General features: G+C 43.6%; 16 protein-coding genes. 6 read left to right on the forward strand and 10 right to left on the reverse strand.

Annotated elements, in window-relative coordinates; genetic code table 11:
• From BN35_RS05270 to BN35_RS05285, 4 genes are all read left to right on the forward strand, one after another.
• Nucleotides 1-2,748, forward strand: a 2,748-nt coding sequence (locus tag BN35_RS05270; RefSeq protein ID WP_025072013.1) for a TonB-dependent receptor, incomplete at its 5' end; no start/stop codon positions are given.
• Nucleotides 2,749-2,772: 24 nt separating this feature from the next.
• Nucleotides 2,773-4,164 carry a hypothetical protein gene (locus BN35_RS05275; RefSeq protein WP_028900953.1) on the forward strand — a complete coding sequence of 464 codons (1,392 nt, stop codon included), beginning with the start codon at nucleotides 2,773-2,775 and terminating at the stop codon, nucleotides 4,162-4,164.
• Between the two features lie 18 nt (nucleotides 4,165-4,182).
• Complete coding sequence (locus tag BN35_RS05280) at nucleotides 4,183-5,130, forward strand: metallophosphoesterase (protein ID WP_025072014.1); 948 nt, start codon at nucleotides 4,183-4,185, stop codon at nucleotides 5,128-5,130.
• A 341-nt stretch (nucleotides 5,131-5,471) separates the two neighbouring features.
• Nucleotides 5,472-5,864 carry a hypothetical protein gene (locus tag BN35_RS05285; protein ID WP_025072015.1) on the forward strand — a complete coding sequence of 131 codons (393 nt, stop codon included), beginning with the start codon at nucleotides 5,472-5,474 and terminating at the stop codon, nucleotides 5,862-5,864.
• A 283-nt stretch (nucleotides 5,865-6,147) separates the two neighbouring features.
• Here BN35_RS05285 and ispF read toward each other — a convergent pair whose 3' ends face one another.
• The 10 genes from ispF to BN35_RS05340 all read right to left on the reverse strand — a co-directional run bounded on the left by ispF (nucleotide 6,148) and on the right by BN35_RS05340 (nucleotide 22,041).
• Nucleotides 6,148-6,639 (reverse strand): 2-C-methyl-D-erythritol 2,4-cyclodiphosphate synthase, encoded by a 492-nt coding sequence (gene ispF, locus BN35_RS05290; RefSeq protein WP_025072016.1) that lies wholly within the window; start codon nucleotides 6,637-6,639, stop codon nucleotides 6,148-6,150.
• Nucleotides 6,640-6,806: 167 nt separating this feature from the next.
• Nucleotides 6,807-7,982: a type IX secretion system outer membrane channel protein PorV gene (gene porV, locus BN35_RS05295; RefSeq protein ID WP_025072017.1), complete on the reverse strand. Its 1,176-nt coding sequence runs from the start codon at nucleotides 7,980-7,982 to the stop codon at nucleotides 6,807-6,809.
• 47 nt (nucleotides 7,983-8,029) lie between these two features.
• Nucleotides 8,030-11,572: a type IX secretion system sortase PorU gene (porU, locus tag BN35_RS05300; RefSeq protein WP_025072018.1), complete on the reverse strand. Its 3,543-nt coding sequence runs from the start codon at nucleotides 11,570-11,572 to the stop codon at nucleotides 8,030-8,032.
• Nucleotides 11,573-11,589: 17 nt separating this feature from the next.
• A complete protein-coding gene (locus tag BN35_RS05305) occupies nucleotides 11,590-12,207 on the reverse strand; it encodes a fumarylacetoacetate hydrolase family protein (protein ID WP_025072019.1) in 618 nt (205 codons plus the stop codon).
• A 980-nt stretch (nucleotides 12,208-13,187) separates the two neighbouring features.
• Nucleotides 13,188-14,180, reverse strand: a complete 993-nt coding sequence (tsf, locus tag BN35_RS05315) for a translation elongation factor Ts (protein ID WP_028900954.1) — start codon at nucleotides 14,178-14,180, stop codon at nucleotides 13,188-13,190.
• Nucleotides 14,181-14,307: 127 nt separating this feature from the next.
• The gene (gene rpsB / locus BN35_RS05320) at nucleotides 14,308-15,195 is read right to left on the reverse strand and encodes a 30S ribosomal protein S2 (RefSeq protein WP_008125044.1); all 888 of its coding nucleotides are present in this window, start codon (nucleotides 15,193-15,195) and stop codon (nucleotides 14,308-14,310) included.
• Between the two features lie 290 nt (nucleotides 15,196-15,485).
• Nucleotides 15,486-15,872, reverse strand: a complete 387-nt coding sequence (gene rpsI / locus BN35_RS05325; RefSeq protein ID WP_028900955.1) for a 30S ribosomal protein S9 — start codon at nucleotides 15,870-15,872, stop codon at nucleotides 15,486-15,488.
• Between the two features lie 8 nt (nucleotides 15,873-15,880).
• Nucleotides 15,881-16,342 (reverse strand): 50S ribosomal protein L13, encoded by a 462-nt coding sequence (gene rplM / locus BN35_RS05330; protein WP_025072022.1) that lies wholly within the window; start codon nucleotides 16,340-16,342, stop codon nucleotides 15,881-15,883.
• Nucleotides 16,343-16,863: 521 nt separating this feature from the next.
• Nucleotides 16,864-18,813: a RagB/SusD family nutrient uptake outer membrane protein gene (locus BN35_RS05335; RefSeq protein ID WP_257009459.1), complete on the reverse strand. Its 1,950-nt coding sequence runs from the start codon at nucleotides 18,811-18,813 to the stop codon at nucleotides 16,864-16,866.
• A 12-nt stretch (nucleotides 18,814-18,825) separates the two neighbouring features.
• Nucleotides 18,826-22,041 (reverse strand): SusC/RagA family TonB-linked outer membrane protein, encoded by a 3,216-nt coding sequence (locus BN35_RS05340; protein ID WP_028900956.1) that lies wholly within the window; start codon nucleotides 22,039-22,041, stop codon nucleotides 18,826-18,828.
• Nucleotides 22,042-22,397: 356 nt separating this feature from the next.
• Here BN35_RS05340 and BN35_RS05345 point away from each other — a divergent pair, with 356 nt between their 5' ends.
• Both BN35_RS05345 and topA read left to right on the forward strand, forming a co-directional pair.
• Entirely contained in the window at nucleotides 22,398-22,925 is a 528-nt protein-coding gene (locus BN35_RS05345; protein WP_025072025.1) for an NUDIX domain-containing protein, read from the forward strand.
• Between the two features lie 452 nt (nucleotides 22,926-23,377).
• Nucleotides 23,378-25,705, forward strand: a complete 2,328-nt coding sequence (gene topA / locus BN35_RS05350; protein ID WP_028900957.1) for a type I DNA topoisomerase — start codon at nucleotides 23,378-23,380, stop codon at nucleotides 25,703-25,705.
• Nucleotides 25,706-25,712 lie beyond the last annotated feature (7 nt).

Below are 25,712 nucleotides of genomic sequence, written 5' to 3' on the forward strand. Positions count from 1 at the left end.
CTGATTTTAGGCATCATTCCTGTCTGTTTTGCTGATTCTTTGACGGGTGTAGTGAAAGATAAGTCGACAGGTGAGACGCTCATTGGTACCGTAGTTCAAGTGAAAGGTGAGAAACATCATGCCACCTCAACAGGCTTGGACGGTTCTTTTGTGTTGAAAGATCTGCCCAATCAAGGCACCATTACGCTGATAGCCAGCTATATAGGTTATCAATCCAAGGAGGTTCAGGTGGATATGTCCGCAGGAAAGTTTGTCCATCTGGAGCTGGAACCCGAACTACAAGAACTAAAAGAGGTGGTTGTCAAGGGATTTCGTACAAAAGACACTGATGTAAGCGCCTATGCGATGGTGAAAAATTCGTCGCAAGTACTCAACGTGATGAGTGCACAAGCCATTCAGGTGTCACCCGATGTCAATGTGGCAACAGTGCTGCAGCGTGTCTCTGGCGTAACAATGCAGCACGATGCGTCGGGTGAAGCCTCGTATGCCATTCTAAGAGGAATGGACAAAAGGTACAATTATACCTTGGTTAACGGCGTGAAAATACCCAGTCCTGATGACAAAAATCGCTATATTCCCTTGAATATCTTCCCTTCAGATTTGATGGATAGGATTATTGTATCTAAGTCACTCACTGCCGATATGGAAGGCGATGCAGCGGGTGGTGTGGTAGATATGAATATGAAAGATGCTCCAGGCAGTTTCAGACTCCAAGCGAATGTAGCAACAGGGGCAAGCGATTTCTTTTGGCAAGGCGATAAAACACAATCTCCATTCGGACAAATCAATTACGATTTTTTAAGTGCTAAGCGCGGAAGTACCACCTCTACAGCGCCATACGAGCGTTATGGAAGTACCTACGATGCGACCAATGCCGACTTTAAGAATGGTGGAACTCAGCTTTCACGCCATAAAGTACCAATGCCAAATGTCCATGCAGGCATCTCTATCGGCAATCGTTTTTGGGATAAAAAGCTTGGAGTGATATTCGCTACCAACCTGCAGAATACGTATCGTGGTACGGAACGCGAGCTCAATAAGGAGGTGATGGCTAACGGTGAGGAAGCTGCTTATATCAGTTCCATCAAGAAAAGGCTCTATTCCATCCACGATCTCAACCTGGGCGTGCATGGAAAGATTGACTTCACGCTTGACAATCACAAGATAGAGTGGTATAACATGTACGTGCGTCGTCAAGCGGACAATACACGCTACAGCATGGATATCACGACCGACTACGACTTTGACCTTGCAAATGGCAACTGGACACGTGCGGATGAGATGCGTACCTTGACACAAACGCAGAATATCTTTGCATCCAATATCAAGGGAACTCATCATTTCACGCGTAACCTCACGGTAGATTGGGCAGGACTTTTCGCCGATGCCAGAGAGAAAGATCCTGACCGTATCTATACCACTATCAAGAACACGGTGACAGGTGGCAAGGTCACTAAGATATTCCCGGCATCACAGGAGCGTCGTTTCCAGCATAACGACGATAAGGATTGGACGGGCTATGTCAATCTTTCGTGGGCGACTCCTTTCAGAGAAGGACTGAAAGCAGTATGGAAAACAGGTGCTATGTATCGCAACAAGAAGCGTAACAATCGATATTACTCTTACATATCTGTACCCTCAGATAATGGTATCCTACTGTCTTCTAATGATATTGATACGTTTCACAGAATTGACTGGACACTCAAAACACCTCGTTCGCAGGCCTCACAACTCAATTACGACTCTAAAGAGCGAATAGGTGCTATCTACGGTATGGTAACACTTACTTCGCCAATCTATGAACTAGTAGCTGGATTTCGTGCCGAGCATACCAACCAACTATACACAATGTTGCAACGTTTTGAGACAACGGGTTCTCTTGGTGAACAGTCGTATTGGGATTATCTGCCGTCTGTTTCATTTCGCTGGACATTTAAGGACAAGATGAATCTTCGTTTCAGTTATTACAAGAGCATCAATCGTCCAGGATTCTATGAGCTTGTGCCTTATCAGGTGGATGGTGAGGACTACACCGAGAAGGGTAATCCGTTATTAAAATGTGCACGTATTGACAACCTCGACCTGCGTTGGGAGTGGTTACCATCGCAAGATGAACAGGTGCTTTTGGGTGTTTTTTATAAATATCTCAAAGACCCGATTGAGACAACTTTCGATGTAGACCAGCGTCAGGGTAATGCCAGCTACTATATGCCCCAAAACCTTGGCAATGCTAGAAATTATGGTATTGAGCTTGATGTGGTGAAGTATATCCGTCACTTTGGATTGAAAGCCAACTATACTTATACGCATTCAGCTATCACCACGACCAAGAAACGCTATATTGCAAAGAATCAAGTGGAGAATGTTGACCAAACGAGACCACTTATCAATCAGGCACCACATACCGCTAATTTATCTTTGCTTTATAAAGATACGCAACATGGATGGAATGGACAATTGGCAGCAGCTTATACTGGGACACAACTCGTATTGGTATCCCCATATTTTGATTCTGATGAGTGGGAGAAGCACCTCTTTTCGCTTGACCTGAGTGCCGAGAAGCGTTTCAATAATGGCATATCCCTATTTGTTAAAGCCAATAACCTGCTCAACTCTAAGCGCGAACGGTACCTAAAAACCGTTAATGAGTTTAATACCAAGATACCAGGACAACCAAACGACCGTACCATTGTAGGAACCTACAAGTATGGACGCACATTTCTGGTTGGAGTGAGAGTAAATTTGTAATCATCAACTTTAGTAAAATTTAACATGAAGAGATTTTATTTTTTTGTAAGCATATTAGCTGTAACACTTATGGGAGGCATGAGTTCGTGTGAAGACGAAAACATTAATCCATACGATTACGCTGCCAAAACCGATACCATAACCATCAATACAGGTGACGCAAATACAGTGAAGACGACTATAGCCTCTTATCCCACAGGCTCTATCGTTTGGTCACATGACACTACACTCACCTCTTCGTTCAAGATTCCTGCTGGTGCTTCCCTCTATATCGAGCCTGGCGTGAAGGTCACAGTCAGCTCTAAGCCCTTGGAAGATCATCCTATAGAGATTGTGGCATTAGGAAACCTTTACGCTATGGGTACGAAAGAAAAGCCCGTAGTTATCAGCTCGGATACGGGCAAGCCCAACGACTGGGGTGGTATCATCTGTGGATACGATTGTGAAGAGGTGGTGTTAAGTCATACAGAGATAGCCCATGCTGGTGCTACTCCAACGGAAAGTTCCCTTTCTTTTCAAAACAAATTGTTCAAGACCACCATTGATGGTGGGGTACCTGCCTTCCATTTCTGCAATACCAAAGGTCGCTTTGCTGTCGTTAACTGTTTCTTCCATGACAATTACAATGACCAAACTTATTTCACAGGTGGTAATGGAATTATTTATGGGTCCGTGTTTGCCGATAGTGGTAACGAAAGTGATGGCGGTGAAGCTATCAATGTGAAATCGGGATGCATACTCGACATAGCCTACAACCTGATATATAATGCCTGTACCAATGCGTTTAAGCTTTCAGGGTCGGGTGTGGAGAAGAACTTTGCATCGAAGCTTGTCATCTACAATAATACAGCTATTGACTGTGGATGGCGCCGAACGAAGAATAAGAAAGGTGGAAATGTATGGATTGAGAAAGCTATTGCGCCCGTTTTTGTGAATAATTTACTGGTTGACAACCGCTATGGAATCCGTCAACCCAGTAAAAATGGAGCTGATATCGAAAACAGTGTGCTTTCTCCCAATTATTTCTTTGCATCCACAAATACAGGAGTGAAGCAACAAGGTAAAGACTTCAAGATGATTGTTTGGGATGACAACAATCTCACCAGTCATGCTCCAGAGGATTTATCTAAATTATTTATTAAGTTTACTCAAAACGATAAGATGAATATCAACTGTGAGAGCGATGACCCTGCCAATGGGGCTCCCTTGAAATGGAACCCAGCATGGGACTTTCATCTTCAGCTTGGCGTACCCCAACTCACTGGTGCATTTTCGGAAGTGAAGCCTAACTTTCCCAGCGGATTGGCTTTCTTTGGCATGAAGAGGGTTAAATGGGTGAGCAATACTGATGACCAAAATTATTATTTCTCTTCATCCGTGGCCAGTAACTTCTTTGGAGCATTTGGAACAAAATAAACATCAATCAACATGAAAATGAAAAAGTTTTTCAAACAGATACTATTTGTTGTCACCTTACTTTTTTCTTTCATTTCCTCTCAGGCACAAACCCCTGCTGATTGGAAACAAATGAAAGCTGATGTCAACCTGTATTGGGTGAACGATATGGGACGTAATGGTTATTACGACCAGAAAACTATCGCCCAGCTGATGGGTACCATGGCGGAGACTGTTGGACCCGAGGCAGTGATTGCTGTAGGTGATGTTCATCATTTCAACGGCGTGCAAAGCGTTACCGATCCTTTGTGGATGACTAATTATGAACTAATCTATTCTCATCCAGAGCTGATGTGTTTTTGGTATCCAGTTTTGGGTAATCACGAATATCGTGGCAATACCCAAGCTGTACTCGATTATGCTCATGTGAGCCGGCGATGGGCAATGCCAGCTCGATACTACTCCAAAGTATTCGAAGGTGATGGCTGTACGGTGCGAATTGTATTTCTTGACACTACTCCCCTTATCAGTAAATATAGAAAGAATACCGAAACTTATCCTGATGCTCATTTGCAAAACCTTGAACAAGAGCTGGCATGGCTGGACAGTACGTTGACTGCTGCACACGAAGATTGGGTGATTTGTGTGGGTCATCATCCCATCTATGCACAGACTTCGAAGTCGGAAAAAGAACGTGCCGACATGCAGAAATGCCTGTTGCCCGTGCTTCAGCGACATTCCAATGTGGCTGTATATGGCTGTGGTCACATACACAACTTTCAATATATCAAGAAAAAAGGTGACAAAATTAATTATTGGGTCAACTCTGCAGCAGCTCTCTCACGTCCTGTACAGCCAACAGATGGCACACGTTGGTGCGATGGGTCCGCAGGATTTACTGTGATTAGTGCCAACAAAGAGCAACTCACCCTCTATGCCATCAACAAAGAAGGTAAGATACTCTACACCCTGCCAGTGAAAAAGTAGCCACAAGACTCTAAAGCAAACTACGAAGCAGTAATGTTTTCGAATCCACAGCGCTCGCCTTTTGTATCAAGTCATGGTGTAATTACATGGACTCTTTTATAATCCAGTTGGTGGAGGATAAGACGTGCAATGCGTATAATCGTTCGAGATATGTCAACCATATTTGCCCAGTAGCTCTCATGATTGAGCGAAGCTCTTCGCACGAGCTCTTATAGTGAATATTTTTTACAAAATATTAATTTAGATGAATAATGACAATTATTTATCAATAATTTGTTTCTGTATTCGTAATTGTAACAAATTTTTCGTACCTTGCGGATTGTAACAAAAACATTATTAATATGAAATCGAAATTAAAGCTATTCACACTTTTCTTTTTTTCGCTGTTTCTAACAACAGGGTTTGTCGCATGTAGCGACGATACAGACCCTACAGACCAAACCATTTTTGTAGACTCCTATAAGGGTAAGATTACTTATCTCAATATTGAGTCAGGTAAGAAAGTTAGTGCAGACGACGGTAAGGTTATCGTTAGCAAGTTGGGTGACACCTATTCGTTCAGATTTGACAATAGTATCCCTGATTTGACAGGTATCAAGTTTGAGAAAAAAGATGACAATACATTTGTTAGTCTTGGCTCAGATGGTCTAAAAGGTATAAAGATAACTGCTTCCGAGCTTCACATCTTAATGGTGAAAGGTGGTGAAACTTGGACAGCTGATTGCAGGAGATAGACCTTTGAAACGTAGTCTCATGACTACATATTTTATAAGGTTGAGCTTATAGAACTGACCTCAGTGATATAAGAAATACTGACAAACAATATGAAGAGGGGGTGTACAATTCTTAAGTGAATGTGCACCTCTTTTTTGATGCTTATATGAACAAGTGTTGAAAAATGGACTCGCTGTGGCTTAAACGATTGCATTTTGCTCCTATTTGCGACGAAGTTGGGCATTTGATTCCAAAGATGCGAGAATTGGAGGATGGTGTAAAGAGAAGTTCAACTACCAGACATTAGTTTTGTTTCACAATGAGTACGGTTGCATAAGCTGCCATTCCTTCTTGCCTCCCAACAAATCCCATGCGTTCGCTGGTTGTTGCTTTGATAGAGATATTGTCTTCATCGGTATTCATGACTTCTGCCAAACAGGTTTTCATTGCAGGGATGTGCGGGTTTATCTTAGGTTGTTCGGCGCATACAGTGGCGTCTATATTACCCAGTTGATATCCTTTGAACGCAAGGAGCTGCATTGTTTTTTGCAAAATTACTTTGCTATCCATATTTAAGGTTTCGTGGGCTGTGTCGGGAAAGTGATATCCTATATCACGTAGATTTGCTGCACCCAAGAGTGCATCACAAATAGCATGAATCAAAACATCGGCATCGCTGTGCCCCAGCAATCCCTTGTCGTGGCTAATCTTGATGCCACCCAACCAAAGGGCGCGACCTTCTACCAATTGGTGAACGTCATACCCAAAGCCAATGCGAAATGAAGGATAGGACATGGAGTTGAAGTTTATGAGTTTGTGAGTTTTTGAGTTGATGAGTTTTTAAGTTTACGAGTTTACAAGTTTACGAGGTGACGAGTAGACAAGTTTACAAGTTAAGAGGGCGTATCTACTAATAATGAAAGGCTTCCTCCCTTTTTGGTGAGGGGTAGGGGGTGTGATGCTTACCTCTTCAGCAAGTCTTTGATACCGTCCATGTCGAAGCTTAAAGAGAAGCGAAGGGTTTGATCCAACGGATTACTCTTTGCCATGGCAATGACATAACCTGCATCCAATGAGAACACGCTCATCTTGAAACCTGCTCCCACAGTAAAATATTTTAAGTTACCCTTATTCTCCGATTGGTGATGATAGCCTACTCGAAGGGAGAACTGGTCATGATAGACATACTCTGCTCCAACACTCCATTGGATTTCCTGTAACTCCTCTTTTGCACCATTTGGTGCGTCACCGAAGCTCTTAAAGATGCCTCCAATGCTTGAAACATCATAATAGTCTTTCTGCACCCGCTCTTGATAAGCCTCAGTGGATTCGCCTTCATCCTGTTTAGGATAGGTAGGAACCAACAGCTTATTTGCATCTGCCGCTATTGTAAAACGGTTATACTCATCAACTGGCACCATGAGAGAAGCACCCAAACGTAGGTTGGTGGGGATAAACTCACTGTTGTCACTGCCTCCAAAAGTAATTTTACTTCCGATATTAGAGATATTCAACCCAATGCCTAACTGACTTTCACGTGCTCCGAGATTGATATAGTTCTGATAATAGGCAGCAATATCGGCAGCAAAAGCCGAACCGGGAGTGGTTTCTTCCTTAAAATCGTACGTTAAATCTGAATAAATCCAACGAACGGCAGCTCCCAACGAGAAGTGTTCACTCAACATCAAAGAATACGCAATGTCTGCGGACATTTCATATGGATTAATTGTCATTCCACCGTCTTTGGTTTGCCCAACGTACGTGTTTACTTCACCAAGAGAGAAATAACGAAAAGAACCAGAGATTGCACTGTAGTCGCCAATGCGATAATAACCAGCCAAATAAGCCAAGTCGATATCATTCACTAACTGTCTGAGCCACGGAGTGTAGTTCAATGCTACTCCTGCACGACTAATGGTAAATGGATATTTGGCAGGATTCCAGAACTGCGAAACCACATCGGGATCGGTGGCAACACCTACATCACCTAAACCTGCCGCACGTGCATCGGGTGCAATCATCTGTGAGGTGACCGAGTAGTTCACTGGATTAAACATGTTTCGTTTGTCTTGGGCGGATAAGGAGAGCGCCGACAAGATAAATACGAAGAGGACACTTATTTTTGAAAATCTATTCATTCTATTGCGATTCTATGCGATTGGTATTTTCCTAACGAAAATAATAGCTAATTATTGCTTATTACAATGAGTTTCTTTGCCTTGGAAACCTTGGCACTTCCTTCGGAAGAGATGCGGGCACGATATAGATAAACGCCAGTTTGTAGGCGATTTCCATTCTCAACCGTAAGATTCCAGTTGACAGTTTGCGTGTTGGTTGTACTCACACTGCTTTCTTGATGATGCCACAACAGTCTGCCACTCAAGTCAAAAACTTCAATCTCCACATCAACCACTGCTCCTGCACGATCGTGCTCAAGGATAAAGGTGGTGGCTTCGCGAGCAGGATTGTTGGTACAATCGATAGAGAACAACTGCGGTTCCATGCCTCGTACGACATTGAAGGAGAGTTTGGTCGTTGAAGGATTGTTAAGCACATCCCAAGATCGGAAGAGTAATTGATGAGGACCAGGTGCTAATTCGGGCAACTGATAGAAGGTTGAGCCAGCCGTGTAACTGCCAAAATTGTACGTAAAGTTAGCGTTCAAGTTATAACTCTTCGACATATCTCCATCAATGATTAACTGCAAGTCGTGACCGATACCGCTTCCCGATACGTTAATTCCATCGTCATCTTTAATCTCTGCTACGAAATAAGGGGTACTATTGACATTGCCGCCATTGACAAAGGAGGGACTATTGAGATAACAATAAATCGATGGACCAAGCGAGTCAGTCTTCAATTCTGCACCACCTCCCAACGTAAAGGCTTCGCTCACACCGCTTGCTCGCATTTGGTGGTTCTCACTGATGGCATAAAGATTGAGCTTACCAGAGCCTTCGGAGTAATTGATATCACTCGGCACAGCAAACACAAAGCTAAATTTACCATTCTCCACCTTATTTGCTCCATTATACAAGGTCCTTGGACGATCCATAAAGGTGAGTGCCTCCTTGGTTTCTTGTTGATCGTTGCGACGGCACACGATTTTTTCTTCATTATCACGAACGGTAGCAAAAACAAGACCTTGGAAATCGGATACTCCCTCGATGTGTCCCTTCACCGTGACCGTACTTCCTGCCTGTAATGCCACAGTTGGCGTTGAAGCCAATGCTTTATCATTGATAGAATCAACGACAATGTTGTAAGAGGGTTGATGAAGTGCAACAGCAGGGTCGCCTAAAAGTGCATATTGCAACTTGTTGCACGTAAGGTCTTTCTTGCCGGTAATCATTTCGTTCTTCGCCAAACGCTGCGCTTCTCCTATCGTTACAGGCTTGCCATGGGCATCTTTACTCAACACATGTTGCAAAAACGATGTGTTGATACGCGCGTTGTAATGGGCTATCACCGTGCGTGTGGTACCAAAAAACGAGATTGCTCCACCTCGGGGATTCCGAACAGCCACTTCACCAATGGTTGGAGTTTCACCATCAAAAGGCATAATGTCGCAAGACGCTGTGATCCAAAGTGGGAGATGAGGATGTTGGAATGTTTGAAAGTCGTGCAAGTTTAACACTTTTTCGTGCGAAATTTGGGTCGCCATGCCATGTCCACCGTAATCCATGATGAGCGCACCTGCCGCTTGTTGCTGTTTTATGATTCTCGAGACTTCGGGGTAAGTGTTCCCTGAAGATGATGTTTCGCGCTGATACGCATCCCACATAATTTTCTTCACAAGATAACCCGGATATTGACTTGAAATAGCGTTTGCCGTGTCGTCAATATCTTGCATGTGCAAATTGTTATCTCCGTCATCGCCCATAAAGACCAAATTGTTTTGCCATGCACCTGCATCTTTATTCGTAACATAGGCGATTACTTTGTCTACCATTACCTTGGCATCATCTTCGGTCGTTACGGGGAAACGCCCCACGGCAATATCTTGTTGGTCGCTAAAGTCCTTGTTCAGTCCTTCACCATCGTCAAGAGCGCAAAAGAAACCATCGTCTACAAAGCAATCAACCTCGTTAAAAGAGTTCTCACTCTCAAAACAGAGTAAATAATCGTCTGAATGTAACGACTGGCACTGTGCAGTAAGCATACGATTGTCCCACACACAATCACCAAAAAGCAGAAGATACTTAGGCATGTCTGCCGCTGTCGTGGCACGGTCGTACAACATCTTGAGGTACCTACGGTAGGCATTTGCGTCGGGCGTGCCACTCGAAAATTCGTTATACAGCTGGTTTGCAGAAACAATTTGTACACGCAAACCGTCATGCTTCTCGTGAAAAGCCTTGAGACGCTCTGCCTGTGCTTTCAACTTCTGACTGGAAGGAATGATGATGACCATATCTGCAAAGCCGTGAGCGTGCAAGTCTTGATTGGTAATTGCTTGTACAAATTCGGGTACAGGGAAGTTGACTCCTTTGAGATGAGGGGCAGGGAGGGGCTCCTGCCATATAAAAGAAATATAATCCAATCGTGAAGGAGAACCCGACCGAGTGATTAGTTTCACGGTATCGGTCATGGAAGTTCGCTCTATCTGATAAACGCCCGATGTCTCATTACCTTTGTCATACTTGCTTAGAGCAATGGCGAGTTCACCCAACTGCTTTCCGTTGTGCATGACAGATATTCGCGAAGCACTGCCAGCCGACACGTTGACTGCCATTTTCGCCTTTCCTTTGGATGCCAAAGAGGGGATGGTGTAAGTAGCACTTTCCGCTACATCTATCGCTTTTGGATGAAAGAGATTGCGCCCACCATGGTACCATGAATAGCCGTCAACTTCATATAAGGTGTGATAATAGTCGGGAGAGGGATAAAAAGAGTGGATAAAAGCGGTGGAATCAAGGACAACAGGCGCATCTTCTGACTGGGTTAAGAAATAATAGCCAGTGTCCGAATAAGGATTGCGAGTGCGTCGAGTGGCAGTGTTTGAATCCCATGACACGGTGCCATAGGCATGGAAGAGCCTACGCCCGTCGACCCAACAAGTAGGAACTTCTTTCAAATCATCTGTTGCGATGAGTTCCTCAGATACCAATTGCTCATTCTGAAGTCGTCCTCCATAGCCATAAACTTTTACCTTCTGAAGGTCTGTAAAGCCTGCTTGTCTTATCAACTCGTCCGTAAGTTGGTACACACCCGTTGAAGGTACTCGTATTTTTGCCCACTTCCCTGATGCCAAAACAGAATGGTCGGCATACCGATTGGTGCTGCTTGCTCGGGTCTTCGCTGTGACTCTTTTCATCGAAGACATGAGCGGTTTGGCTTCGATGCGCAGCATGAAGCTCACCAAAATTTGGTAACGGTGATTTCGATAAACCAAAGGAGAGAAGCCAACCTGAAGCAAACCTCTCTTTCTGTTTACTGCTATCTTGTGCTGAGGAAAGGGAAGAGCAGGTAGCGGTGCGCCTGAAAGCTGTTGATAGCGTGCCACATCCGCTGTTGTCATGTCGATAAATTCAGGATAAAGAATGGAGACCGTGTAGGAAGAATCGGCATAGCACTCATTCAACTCAAACGAATGAGAGAAATAGGGTAAGATGCTATCTATCTTGACATCGTTAGCTGTCAAGTTAAAAAAATGCGCTTGAGCCATTAAAAACGGACTTGTCAAGAGCATCCAAACAATACAGATATATTTAATCCTTCGTAACACGTTTTATTACTCCACTATTATTTGCAATTGAAATCAAGAACCTTATAATCCTCGAGATACCCTTCAAGATGGTCGTCTATATGTACGGGTCCCACTCCCACAGGTGTACCAGTAAAGAGCAAATCACCAGTTTTTAGCGTAAAGTAACGACTGATATAAGCTATCAACTCGTCTATTTTATAGAGCATATCACCCGTAAACCCCTTTTGCACTGTACTTCCATTCACATCTAAGTGAAATTGAAGCCGCTGAATGTCCTGAAACTTATCAATATCCATCCAATCTCCTATCGTTGCGGCACCATCAAAGCTTTTACAAAGCTCCCAAGGAAGCCCTTTGGCACGCAACTGCTGTTGCAACTCTCGAGCCGTAAAGTCAATTCCTACCGTCACCGCATCATAGTAACGATGCGCAAATCGGGAGGAAATTGTTTTGCCTAAGCGGCAGATTCTTACCACAACTTCTGTTTCATATTCTATCACACCCAAGCCATCGGGAATGAAAAATGGCTTGTGATCTTTGGATAAAGCCGAATCTGGCATTATAAAAATGACAGGGCTTGCTGTTCTAGATAACGGTTCGTGGAGCTCTTTATTGTGCTCCTTATAATTCATTCCAACGGCAAATATTTTCATGAGAAGAATAATTAAAATGGATGTTGTTGAACAAGTTAAATGCAATAACTGTCACAAATGTACATAAAAACGGTGATTTATATGCCAGTAAGACAAAGAAAGTGCCTTTTTCTTTCGAGGACAAGCGCAGTTCGTGCGTCCACTAACGCGAGATGTACCCTCCGTCTCATATTTTCTTGAACAGAAGCACGAGCCGCTTGTCCTTACTGTTACACAAATACGATTCCCTTAGTTTAGTAAATGATGATGTTAAGTCTTTTCATTCTTATTAAAGGTGTTCCGTGTTTTTGTCCTATAAATTTACCAAAAATCGACCATTAAAAATCTTCAAAATAGAAAAAAACAATAGGCAAACGCCCTTCAAAAATGGGCTGATTTTGGCAAAATAAACGTCTTTTCAAGCCGAAACATTAACTTAACGGTCTTGGAAACACTCTTTAGAGGTCTTATTTACATGCTTCAGCAGTATTAAAGCATGCAAATAGTAGGCTTATCTCAATGCTTTAGCCGCCCGAAGATGGCAATAATACGTGCGAAAAGAAAATATTTAAGCATAACACGCTCAACATCAAAGAATTATGAGCATCGCTCAAAACTCGCATATTTGCGACCAACTTTGCTGTTGGTGATTTACATGCAAGTTATGAGAGGCACTTTGTAAAGAAAATTCAGCATTTATTATCTTCGAAAACTGCGTTTCACCAATGATATAAATGCTGTTTGGTGGATCATGTTCGTTGTACAAAAAGCGTTGTTCAATCAAAGAATAGGGAGGAGGAATGTTAGTCTCTTTTTTAAGGATTTGCAAGAGCTACGCTCATTTTCCTTAGATGAAAATTTCAATCTATCAAGTGGCTACACTTTGTGCGGGAACCTAACAGCCCAGCAGGCATGTAGCAAAAAGGCAAGAAAAAAGCCAGTAAAGAAAATCTCCTTACTGGCTCTATACGGTTTATTGATAGTTCAATAAGATACGATGTTTAGTCTGCACGCAAACTAAAACGCTTAAAGTTCACAACTGTGAGCTCTTTGTCGGTCTGCTTCAAATAGTCTGCAACGGTCAGTTTGCTATCTTGAATATATTCTTGATTCAAGAGGCAGCTCTCCTTAAAGAACTTGTTCATACGACCTTTAGCAATATTTTGAATCATTTGCTCGTTCAAATTTGCTAATTTCTCTTCAGCAACTTCCTTCTTCAGCTTTCTGATTTCGTCAGCTTGTGCTTCTGTGATTTCACCCTTGCGAATGCCTTCTTCCATGTGATCTTCGCTTTCAGAGATGTAAACATTGAAGCCCGCCTTCTTCAGCGCATTGGTCACAGCTTTTTCTACCTGTTCCTCTTTTGTCTTTTCAAGAGCCACTTTGTACTCGGCATCTTTCACCTCTTGTGTAACACTTTCCTCGTTCAGTGCTACGGGGTTCATTGCAGCTACCTGCATAGCGATGTTGTGTCCCTGCTCTTCTGCTGGTTTGTTGGTCTGAACCATGGTGCAAAGGATGTTTTTGTTCATGTGGTTATAGGTCTCCACGTTTTCACCTTCAATGAAGAGGTAACCGTCGAGTTCCATTTTCTCACCAGTGATACCAGAGCGAAGTTTGACAGTCGTTGCTACGTCTTTACCGTCAGCAAGGGTCAAGCCCAATATCTCTTCGATGTTCTTTGCTTTGGCAGCAATCGCAGCATCAAGAATTTGCTCGGTGCACTCAATGAATTCCTTACCGTTAGCAACGAAATCAGTTTCGCACTTCAGTGCAATCATTGCAGCAAAGTCATTCGACTTCTTAACGAGAACACAACCGTTGGAAGTCTCGCGATCAGAACGTTTTGCAGCAATGGCTAATCCACGCTCACGAACAAGCTCAACAGCTCTGTCCATATTTCCTTCTGCTTCGGTCAAAGCCTTTTTACAATCAGCCAGACCAGCACCTGTCATCTTACGTAGTTTCTGTATATCAGCAATGTTAACAGCCATAATCTTATTTCTTATTTATAGGGGTTAATATGTATTGTTATATAAAAAAGAGCAGAGAAGAATAAAGAAAATTTTTGGCATATTTTTGTTACATACCATCATTCTCTATTCTCCTCTGTTCATACAATTATTCAGCAGCTGGAGTTTCCTCTTCTGCTTTCACTTCAACTTCTTCTTTTTCTTCTGTTTCTGCTTTTTCATCAGCAACTTCGGTAGAAGTCTCTACGGTTTCTTCTGCTTCTTTACGAGCTCTACGTGCTCGTTTTGGCTTCGCCTCAGCTACTTCTTCGCTTTGCTCTGCAGCAGCCTTCTCGTCTGCTTTTTCTGCCTTACGCTCTTCCAATCCTTCAGCAATTGCTTGGCAGCAAGCTGTTAGAATGACGTCAATGGAATCTTTCGCATCGTCATTAGCAGGAATGACAAAGTCAATATTCTTAGGATCTGAATTGGTATCTACGATAGCAAAAACAGGAATACCCAAGCGGTTTGCTTCCTTTACAGCGATATGCTCTTTCATTACGTCAACAACGAAAAGTGCTGATGGCAAACGTGTCAGGTCGGCAATAGAACCTAAGTTCTTTTCTAACTTAGCACGCTGGCGTGTTACTTGCAGCAATTCGCGCTTTGAGATGTTTGCGAAAGTACCGTCGTTCATCAACTTATCAATGTTTGCCATTTTCTTCACAGCCTTACGAATGGTAGGGAAGTTGGTGAGCATACCACCAGCCCAACGCTCAATAACGTATGGCATGTTAACAGATGCAGCCTTCTCAGCTACAATGTCCTTAGCTTGTTTTTTAGTAGCGACAAACAAAATCTTCTTTCCAGACTTAGCAATTTGCTTCAAAGCCTCAGCAGCTTCATCAATTTTTGCTACGGTTTTGTTTAAGTCGATGATATGAATACCATTACGCTCCATGAAGATATAAGGAGCCATTGCAGGATTCCACTTGCGGCGAAGGTGTCCAAAATGACTACCAGCCTGTAATAATTGGTCAAAGTTTGTTCTTGACATTTTTTCTTTTTTTAATTGTTTACTTTCTTTTTAGTTGATTAGAACCAATCTTCGAGTAGTTCGCCACGCATGGGAAATCTCGAGGATTTAGATACTAAACATGAGTTTTTGAGTTTCTTAGTTTTAAGTTCTTGAGTTTTTTGTTAGTCCCGTGGTATAGTGTTTAGCTCATGCACATATTAGAAATGTGTCAAATACGAAAAATGCAGTGATGAGACCAACACCTGTCAGCGACTTAGTAATTTTACAACTAAAAAACTAAAGCAACTAAAAAACTTACAAACTCACTTTTAACGCTTACTGAACTGGAAGCGACGACGAGCTTTTGGCTGACCTGGTTTCTTACGTTCTACAGAACGACTGTCACGAGTCAAGAAGCCTTGTGCTTTCAAAGCACTCTTATCATCGGCATTAATCTTTACCAAGGCGCGTGCAATTGCCAAACGGAGAGCTTGGCTCTGACCTGTAAAGCCGCCACCATCAAGATTTACCTTAATATCATATTTTCCTTCAACTTCGAGTGTCGTCAATGGCTGCTTAACCACATAACGCAAAATAGCTGATGGGAAATATGTCTCAATGTCTTTTTTGTTAATCGTAATTTTGCCGGTACCTTCAGTGAGGTAAACACGAGCAACTGCGCTCTTGCGGCGACCTATTGCGTTGATTATTTCCATTTTACTTATTATTTATACTGGTTAATATCAATTGCCTTTGGCTGCTGAGCTGCTTTATCATGCTCAGCTCCTTCAAAAACATACAGGTTCTTTAACAAAGAGCGACCCAAGGGACCCTTTGGTAACATACCTTTCACAGCATGACGAACAATCTTCTCTACACCATTCTTGCGAGTACGAAGATCTGCAGGGGTATTGAAACGCTGTCCGCCTGGGTAACCAGTATAACGTGTGTATAGCTTGTCTGTTTCTTTTTTACCAGAGAACTTAATCTTCTCTGCGTTGATGATGATGACATTGTCACCACAATCTACATGAGGGGTGAAAGATGGCTTGTACTTTCCACGTAGCAATTTTGCTACTTTAGAGCAAAAACGACCAACGATTTGATCGCTTGCATCTACTACGACCCACTCTTTCTGTGCTGTTTCCTTATTAACGGAAATAGTCTTATAACTTAAAGTGTCCATTAAACTTTTAAATTTTACTACTAAAAAACATTTTTTTTCTCATTTGCACGGGCGATTCACTAACCGTAACACTCGGCCAAAAGCATTACTATTAACACGACCGCACAGGGGACTCTAAGTTCATCCCCGAAATAATCGGTCTGCAAAAGTACATATTTAATAGTAAAGTGCAAAGAAAAGATACAACCCCGCACGCTTAATTATATCTATTTAACAAAATTACATATTATTAATGCGGCGTGTCTTTTTATCAATACAAAATAAACAACGGGCATATGGTTGTTTTTTTCTCGTAACAATACAAAAAAATGGGAGGCAGTGACCGATGTTGGTCAACTGCCTCCCATATTCAAGAGTTATCTATCAATTTTCAATTATTACTTTTCAGCCTCTCCATTGGCTGTTGTCGGCCAATAAATATTCTGATAGAGATATGTATTTGCCACAGAACCATCGGGTGAGCAGAGTTTCATTTCCTGAACTGAGAACGGTGACAAGTAGTGAGCCTGATAGAATGTGTATCAATTGTACAGGTTGTATTTCTTGTTCATCTGGTAAGGACGATAGTATTTCGTAAGGTCCTTAGAGGACATGGTAGCCTTGTCGCCACCATCAGCAACGATATAGTTCTTCAACACTTCATTGCCCTTGTCGTCTTTATCTGTATACTCAAATACCTTATTCTTATACATCTCGTCCCAGAAGTTCACACCTTCTATTTGGTAGTTCTTTACCTGGTCAAGTGCACACCAACGAATGAGGTCGTCCATGCGATAACCTTCACCAGCCAACTCGCTTCTACGTTCACGTCTGATAGAATACAGTGTGGCGTTGATAGGCTTACCTGTAGAGAATGCACCCCAGTCATACGAAGCCGTCTTTACGTTTGCTTCGCGGCTCATGTCAGTAGCATCGATGGTTGTCTCGATAGAGGCTGTAATGCCAGCACGTTCGCGCAATTGTGTCCAATACTTGCGTGCTGTTGCATCAATACCACCAGTCTTCTCGTAAGAAGCCTCGATATAGTTAAGCATTGCTTCTTCTACGCGTACCAATATCTGTCCTGAAACATCCGAGAAGGTCTGTCCCAACTGCATGGCAGGGTCGTAGTTGTAGAACTTGCGCTGTCTGTAGCCAGTGTTATCCTTGCTCTCGGCATTATTTGTAACGATATTGGCAATGCCCAACTTAACAAGGTCTACTTCTGGAAGTTTTTTCTTCTTCGCTTCTGCATTATACACTGCGATGCTGTTTGGGTCTGTAGCCAGTACGTCCGATTCGCCAAATACAAAGAGTTGCAAGCGCTCGTCCCTATTGGTCTTAGCCAAGTCAATCGACTTGTCACCCTGATATCCAGAGCCTGTGGCATAGATAGGCAGACCGTTCTTCATCAAGAACGACTCTACCAAACCTCTCGTCCATCCCGTCTGTGAGCCTGTTCGCAATTTGTTGGATGTAAGGTGTGCCACACCAATGTCCGAATTGAACTGTCTCCACATCAGTACTTCTGGATATTTGTTCAGGTCAGAAGAAGCAAACATGTCGTAATAAGGATTCCATCCTCCATATTCACTCTTCTTGGTAGGATTCATCTGATGACTGTTCGCAGTAGGAAGTCCAACAGCATCGGATACCTGTTTAGCAGCATCCATGGCTTGAGTCAAGAAGAAATCTACCTCTTCTTGTTGATTAATCTTGAAGTCTTTGTTCCAAGGCATGTTCTTCCCAGGCCAGTTGGCATCACCAGGCACACGTCCAGTACCTCTGTGATACTTCTCAAATGTTCCCTCGTATAGAGCCATTCTCGATTTCACTGCCAATGCAGCATACTTGTTGATGCGCAGTTTTCCACCATTGACAGGCTTTTCCTGCAATTGTGAGATGGCTTTGTCCATGTCAGACAAAATCTGGCGTGCCACCAAGTTACGAGGCATGCGCTTGCTTGCTTCTGCCAAGTCGGCATCAATGTTCAGTTCTTTCAGAACGATGGGGAAGTCGCCAAAGCTTTTTAGTTTACTGAAATAAAGCATGGCTCTGATGAAGTAAGCTTCGCCCATATATTGGTTAATCTGCTTTTTGTCACCTTCAATAGCTCCTGCCTTTATCTTTGCTTCCTGTTCGTTGATGAACTTGTTAACATCGCGAATGGCGTTAAAGCCGATACCACCTGCCGTAGGCACCTTCCACTGGTCTTGCAGGAACATACCCGCATTACCGCTGGTCGTAGCCTGATTATCGGTTCCATTGTCGTAAGTGGCTACACCTGCCCACCAACCAATGTTGTTGGGGAAGATGTTTTTATAATAGTTCCACGTAAACGTACCCAATTGGTCAGCGTTTTTGTAATAGTCGCCGGGAGACACTTGGTCCAGAGGTGCCCTGTCTAAGAAGTCGTTGCACGCTGTCAGCATCAAGCTGGTACATGCCAGGACCATTCCTCCTCTTAAAATATTTTTTATATCGTATTTCATAATTTCCAATTATTAAAAGTTAAGATTCAAACCAAAAGACAAAACCCTTTGCAGTGGGTAAATCTTTCCTGGTCCCCAGTCACCACCTGTTGCCTCTGGATCGAAGATTTTATTCATTTTAGTGAATGTGTACAGGTTCTCTGCAGAGATATAGAAACGAACTCTGTTAAGTCCCCATGCGCTGGTCAATCCAACAGGTAAGGTATAACCCAGCTGAATGTTCTTGATGCGCATGTAGGCTGCATTCTGCAGGTAGCGGTCGCTAGTATAGAAGTTCTTCCATCCTTTGCCGAAGAGTGGACGTGGATAGAAGGCACCAGGATTAGGACCGAAGTTCTTATCATCTGCTGGACGCCAGTAGTCCAAATGCTCTTTGAAGGCTGCTGCCTGCCACATGCCGTGGTTAGCACCAGTGCTGTAAGGAGAAGCGTCCCAGAAGTCGCGCTTGCCTACACCTTGTAAGAAGAGCAGGAAGTCAAATCCTTTCCACGCTGCGTCCACGGTAATACCAAAGCGATAGCGTGGCATTGAATTACCGATAACGGTCAAGTCGCCAGTGTTATCGTAAGTGTTCTCACCGTTGTTTACTTTCTTATCGCCATTCAAGTCTTTGTACATCACATCACCGGCAGCCCAGTTTGAGCCCCATGATGGTTTGTTGTTAGCAAGCCAGTCGCTCATCTCTTTGTCCGACTGTGCGATGCCTTCTACTTGATATCCCCAAATGTCACCCATCTTCTGACCTTCACACCAATCTGACAGCAGGCGGTTAGGATTGTAGAAGCGTGTAATAGTTTGTATGTCGTCTGACATTACTAACTTCACTCCATAGTTGAAATCGCCGATATGGTCGCGCCATCTTACTTCCAGTTCCCAGCCGTTGGTGCGCAAGTTACTGTTGTTTTCTTTAGGTGGGTCTGCACCCAAGATAGAAGGCTTGGCTGGAGCAGGTCCTACCATGTCGCTTGTGTTGCGGACAAAGTAGTCGAAGTTACCTTGCAATCTGTTGTTGAACATGCCGAAGTCTAATCCCACGTTCCAAGAGCGTACGGTTTCCCATGTCAGATTTGGTGATACCAATCCTGGCACGCTTGCAATAGTCTGCTTTTGTCCATTGATAAGCCAATTTGAAGATGTTGCCCATACTGGTTGACTAAGGAACCATGGATATATTTCTTTGATGTTGGTGTTACCCAATGTTCCCCAAGAACCACGCACCTTCAAGGTCTGCACCGTATTGGTAAGTGGCTTGAAGAATGCCTCGTGTGCCATGTTCCAACCCAAAGAGAATGAGGGGAAAGTAGCCCATGTCTTATCACCGATGAAACGTGAAGAACCGTCGCGGCGGATAGAGAACTCAGCCAAGTAGCGAGAATCATAAGCATAGTTCACACGAGCAAACATACCCATGGTTGCCCATTGGGTGTTGCCGAAGCCTGGACGTGTGTTCTCGTGAGTGGCGTTGTTGAGCGTAGGCACCAACGGTGTGATGAGATCAGCACGCGATGCAGACAGCACGGTGTACAAGTTTGACTCCATATCCAAACCACCTAACAACTTCAGGTCATGCTTTTCGTTGAGCGTAAACGCATACTCGGTGTAGAAGCGACCGTTGAAGTAATTGGTACGGCTCATGCCATCACTAACGTCCGACTTTCCCGCCTTGTAGCCATCACTCCATGCAGCAGGGGTGAGCAGTTCCTGTGGGTCGTGATAGTAGATAGGTAGCACGTCCCAGTGGTTGTGATAGTTGGTGGTGTTGTAGTTACCCTCCAAACGTATCTTCCAGCCAGCGAGAGGCTTGAACTCAAACACCAGCTGTTGGAACAGCTTGTCTGTGGTGGATTTGTCCAATCCGCCATCTTCCATCTGGATAATCTCATTACCATGCACATAGTGTCCGTGTGGGTCATAGACAGGATTGGTAGGCCAACGGCGTGCGATGTTATGGAAGAAAAGTCCCGTCATGTAAGATGGACGACTGAATGCCTCACGGTTCCACTTGTTGCTGTACGAGATGGAGAGCCATTTGGTGACATCAGCGTTCACCTTCGTTGTAAAGTTGTACTTGTTGAGTACGTCCTTACCGTGACGTATCAATCCGTGCTGGTTAAGCCATGTACCACTTACATAGTAGTTGATGTTCTTCACACCACCGCTAATAGAAACGTTATGCTCTTGCGAGGGAACATTGCTTTTGTACATTTCCTTGAACCAGTCGGTGTTTGCCCAAGAACCAGTGTACATCGCCCATGGTTCGTTAGCGGCATAACCTTGCCACTTGGTAAGACCCTTGTCTTCTTCTTTGAGTGTGCCGTTGATGTTGTCCTGAATCTTCTTCATGATTTCCTCGTTGAACGGTGCACCCTCACCATTGTTGGCAGCTGCATCGTTCCAATAGCGTGCGAAGTCGTACGAGTTGGGCATCTCTGGTACTTGCGTAGCCGTTGAGAAACGCATATTGCCGTTGTACGAAATACTTGCTCGTCCGTCCTTACCGCTCTTGGTTGTCACCAAGATGACACCAAAGGCTGCGCGTGAACCGTAAATAGCACTTGCTGAGGCATCCTTCAATACAGAGATGCTCTCAATGTCGTTGGGTGCCAGCGAGTACAAGTCGCCTTCGGTACCATCGATCAGTACCAGTGGCGAAGCGTTAGAGCCTTTACCGATGGTACCCGTACCACGGATGTTCATAGACATACGGCGGTCTAATGAGCCACCACCGTTGCCCACGGTGAAGTTCAGTCCCGGTACAGCACCTTGCAATGCCTGTGCTACACTGGTAACGGCGCGCGATTCTAATGTCTTCTTGCTCACTACAGAGACGGCACCCGTAAGGTTTACCTTCTTCTGAGTACCGTAGCCCACAACCACTACGTCCTCCAGACTTTCGGCATCCTCATGCAGTGTGATAGAAAGGTCTTTCCCATTCCATACCACCGTTTGGGTTTTGTAGCCCACATACGAAATGGTGAGCGTGGCTCCCGTTGCCACATCTGGCAGCGTAAAGTTACCCTCCATATCGCTAATTGTGGCTTTCTTTTGTCCACTCACTACGATAGACGCCCCAATAATAGGGTCGCCATTCGTATCCATAATATTACCCTTACATGCAGTCTGCTGCTGAGCCACTGTCACCATGGGGTTAACAGTCGTATCAGCATACGAAAGACTGGCAGAGGATAATGCCAATGCCATTAGCATTGTTGTCCTAAATGTTGCCATAAATACGAATAAATTTTAAAGGTTTAATAGTTTTGATTTTTTTATACTCTTTATGTTTGCAAATATACGATTAATTAAATGAATTTCACACAAAAGAAATAAAAATTAACTCATGTGTCTTGATTTTATAGCTTTCCAGCCCTCCAACTGTTCATGAAACCTCATTTATTCATGTTTTTTGGGCGATTTAGACGGTGGGAAGAAAGAAAATGAATAGGATTTGCCGAATCAATAAAATTTAGTATCTTTGTAAGTGTCAAGACACTGGAGTCCAAATCTATGAAGCGAGGGTTCCAACCCCTTAGACCATAGAGAGGAAACGATAAAACAGACATTATCCATCACAAACAACAATGATACACTTATTAGAAAAATTTCAGTTCTGTCCCGTCTGCGGAAGTCAGCATTTTGTGATTAAGAACGAGAAAAGCAAGCAGTGCGAGAATTGTCACTTTGAATATTATCTGAATCCAAGTGCGGCAAACGTGGCTTTCATCATGAATCAAAAAGGTGAAATCCTGATAGAGCGCCGCCTCAAAGAGCCTGCAAAAGGAACTTACGACTTGCCTGGTGGTTTCACCGATGCAAATGAAACGGGCGAGGAAGGAGTAATAAGAGAGGTGAAAGAAGAGACCAACCTTGACGTTACAAAAGCCACATACCTCTTCAGCTTACCCAATAAATACCGATACAGCGGTTTAGACATCCCTACCTTGGACATGTTTTTCCTTTGCGAGGTAGCCGACACCTCAACTCTGACCGCAGGTGATGATGCAGGCGAAACACTTTGGATGGCACCAGAGGATATCCATACCGAAGAGTTTGGATTACGTTCCATACGTGAAGGTCTCCGTCGATTTTTAGACCATCACTTACCCCGATAATTGTAAACATTTTTACATGCCGTTGTTATCTACATGAGTTAATGCCCTTAACCCATGTAGATAACCGCCTTATCTCCATGAGTTAAGGCCCTTATCTCCATGCTTCAATAATCTTAGGAAATAGAGACAGCTTACATCGTGTATTGAACGAAGCTTTAATTGGAGTTCATCTTGTTGATAATCTGCATGTTATAGATTTGTTGCGCATGCGAGTTAAAACAATTATTTCTGTCCTCTTCGGCTGAAATTTCCCCAAAAATATCGTCACAACTGTAAAGTTTTTTGACAGTTATTTTAGTGAAATTCCATCCCAATAAAAAGGCATTCTGATTTATAATTTAAGCAAACACATCTTAAAAACCTTAAAAACCCGCCAAAATATTCTATATATAAAAGGTATAAAGAAAGTTTTGTTTACTTTTGCCGCCAAATAACAAGACGATTCAACAGCAATGCAAGAGAATTTAGTAATTGTAGAGAGCCCTGCAAAAGCAAAAACAATTGAGAAGTTTTTGGGCAAAGACTATAAGGTAATGTCCTCCTATGGTCATATTCGTGACTTGAAGAAGAAAGAGTTGAGCATTGATCCAAAGACTTTAGAGCCAAAATATGAAATTCCAGAGGAGAAGAAAAAATTAGTTAGCGAACTGAAGAAAAACGCCAAGGACACCAAACATATATGGCTCGCATCCGATGAAGACCGTGAGGGAGAAGCCATATCTTGGCATCTGTGCGAGGTGCTTGGTTTGGATGAAGAAAAAACAAATCGCATTGTTTTTCATGAAATCACTAAGCCCGCCATTTTAGATGCTATTCAAAATCCACGCCATCTCAACATGGATTTGGTCAATGCGCAACAAGCAAGGCGTGTACTCGACCGCTTGGTAGGCTTCCGTCTGTCGCCCGTTCTTTGGCGAAAAGTCAAGCCAGCCCTCTCGGCAGGACGTGTGCAGAGCGTGGCTGTACGACTCATTGTAGAGCGTGAACGAGAGATACAAGCCTTCAAAAGCGAGCCTTACTACCGCATCAATGCAACTTTCAATATTGCAAATGCAGAGGGAACAGCGGAGGTGAAAGCCGAATTAGACAAGCGTTTCCCTACTCACGAAGAAGCACTTGCTTTCTTAGAAAAATGCAAAGACGCACAGTTCACAGTGGGCAGCATTGCACGCAAGCCCCTCAAACGCACACCAGCGCCTCCCTTTACCACCTCCACACTGCAACAAGAGGCAGCACGAAAGTTGGGATTTACGGTGGGACAAACCATGATGATAGCGCAACATCTGTACGAAAGCGGATTGATTACTTACATGCGTACCGACAGCGTCAACCTGTCATCGCTCGCTATCAATACCAGCAAAGACGAAATCATAAAGGCTTATGGCAAGGAATACAGTAAGCCTCGTAAATATCAGACACACTCGAAAGGCGCACAAGAAGCGCACGAAGCCATTCGCCCCACTTACATGAGCCAGCACGAGATAGAAGGAACCTCGCAAGAACGTAGGCTCTACGACCTCATTTGGAAGCGCACGGCAGCCAGCCAAATGGCAGATGCCCAGATAGAAAAGACGACTGTGAGCATTGAGGTCAGTGGTGTGACAGAGCAGTTTGTTGCAAACGTGGAGAATATTAAGTTTGATGGTTTCATCAAAGCTTATCGCGAATCAAGCGATGAGGATGAGACAAATCAAGAAGACACCTCCCACACCCTGCCTGTCCTCACCGAAGGCGACCGCTTACTGCGACACGAAATCACCTCAACCGAGCGTTACTCTCAAAGTCCTATTCGCTACACGGAAGCCAGTTTGGTGAAGAAATTAGAGGAATTGGGCATTGGACGTCCTTCTACTTATGCACCCACCATTAGCACCATACAGCAACGAGAATATGTGCAAAAAGGAGATAAGAAAGGCGATGAGCGAACCTACACCATAGATACCTTGAAGAATGACCACATCACGTCAAAGGAGAAAACCGAAGTGGTGGGTAATGAGAAGGGAAAACTCCTACCTACTGACATAGGAACTGTAGTGAACGACTTCTTGATAAACAATTTCCCGGCTATCATGGACTATAACTTCACCGCAAATGTAGAAGAGAAGTTCGACGAAATTGCCGAAGGAAAGGCTTCGTGGCTAAAGATGATGAAAGTGTTCTACAAAGATTTTGAACCCATTGTAGAAAAAGTAATGAATGCCCGGAGCGAGCACAAAGCCGGAGAACGGGAAATAGGTATTGACCCTGAGAGTGGGAAACCAGTATTTGTAAAGATAGGAAGATTCGGTCCAGTGGTACAAATCGGGACGGCTGAAGATGATGAGAAACCGAAGTTTTCTCAGCTTCCTGCGGATAAAAGTATGGCTACCATCAGCTTGGAAGAGGCTCTGAAACTCTTTCAACTGCCTCGTACTGTAGGACAGTTTGAAGGCTCTGATGTAGTGATAGGGGCGGGTAGATTTGGTCCATACGTGCTTCACAACAAAAAATATGTATCCCTTCCTAAGACTGAAAACCCCTTGCAAGTAAGCTTAGAGACAGCGATTGAGCTGATAGAGCAAAAGCGACAGCAGGAGAAGGAACGTCACATCAAATCCTTTGAACAAGACGAAAAGATGGAAGTACTCAACGGTAGATACGGTCCATACATCGCCTATGACGGAAAGAACTACCGACTGCCAAAAACATGGCACGACAAAGCTGCGGATATTTCCTACGAACAGTGTATGGAGATTATCCAAAATACACCCGTAAAGAAGTCAACTCGGAGTAGAAGATAAAGTGCCT

The sequence above is a fragment of the Hoylesella timonensis 4401737 = DSM 22865 = JCM 15640 genome (assembly GCF_000455445.1).
In the GTDB taxonomy this organism is placed as follows: domain Bacteria; phylum Bacteroidota; class Bacteroidia; order Bacteroidales; family Bacteroidaceae; genus Prevotella; species Prevotella timonensis.

Bases quoted from the DNA above. Each gene is read 5' to 3' on its own strand.
- BN35_RS05275 (WP_028900953.1), top strand. From the start codon at position 2,773: ATGAAGAGATTTTATTTTTTTGTAAGCATATTAGCTGTAACACTTATG.
- BN35_RS05280 (WP_025072014.1), top strand. From the start codon at position 4,183: ATGAAAAAGTTTTTCAAACAGATACTATTTGTTGTCACCTTACTTTTT.
- BN35_RS05285 (WP_025072015.1), top strand. From the start codon at position 5,472: ATGAAATCGAAATTAAAGCTATTCACACTTTTCTTTTTTTCGCTGTTT.
- ispF (WP_025072016.1), bottom strand. From the start codon at position 6,639: ATGTCCTATCCTTCATTTCGCATTGGCTTTGGGTATGACGTTCACCAA.
- porV (WP_025072017.1), bottom strand. From the start codon at position 7,982: ATGAATAGATTTTCAAAAATAAGTGTCCTCTTCGTATTTATCTTGTCG.
- BN35_RS05305 (WP_025072019.1), bottom strand. From the start codon at position 12,207: ATGAAAATATTTGCCGTTGGAATGAATTATAAGGAGCACAATAAAGAG.
- tsf (WP_028900954.1), bottom strand. From the start codon at position 14,180: ATGGCTGTTAACATTGCTGATATACAGAAACTACGTAAGATGACAGGT.
- rpsB (WP_008125044.1), bottom strand. From the start codon at position 15,195: ATGTCAAGAACAAACTTTGACCAATTATTACAGGCTGGTAGTCATTTT.
- rpsI (WP_028900955.1), bottom strand. From the start codon at position 15,872: ATGGAAATAATCAACGCAATAGGTCGCCGCAAGAGCGCAGTTGCTCGT.
- rplM (WP_025072022.1), bottom strand. From the start codon at position 16,342: ATGGACACTTTAAGTTATAAGACTATTTCCGTTAATAAGGAAACAGCA.
- BN35_RS05335 (WP_257009459.1), bottom strand. From the start codon at position 18,813: ATGAAATACGATATAAAAAATATTTTAAGAGGAGGAATGGTCCTGGCA.
- BN35_RS05340 (WP_028900956.1), bottom strand. From the start codon at position 22,041: ATGGCAACATTTAGGACAACAATGCTAATGGCATTGGCATTATCCTCT.
- topA (WP_028900957.1), top strand. From the start codon at position 23,378: ATGCAAGAGAATTTAGTAATTGTAGAGAGCCCTGCAAAAGCAAAAACA.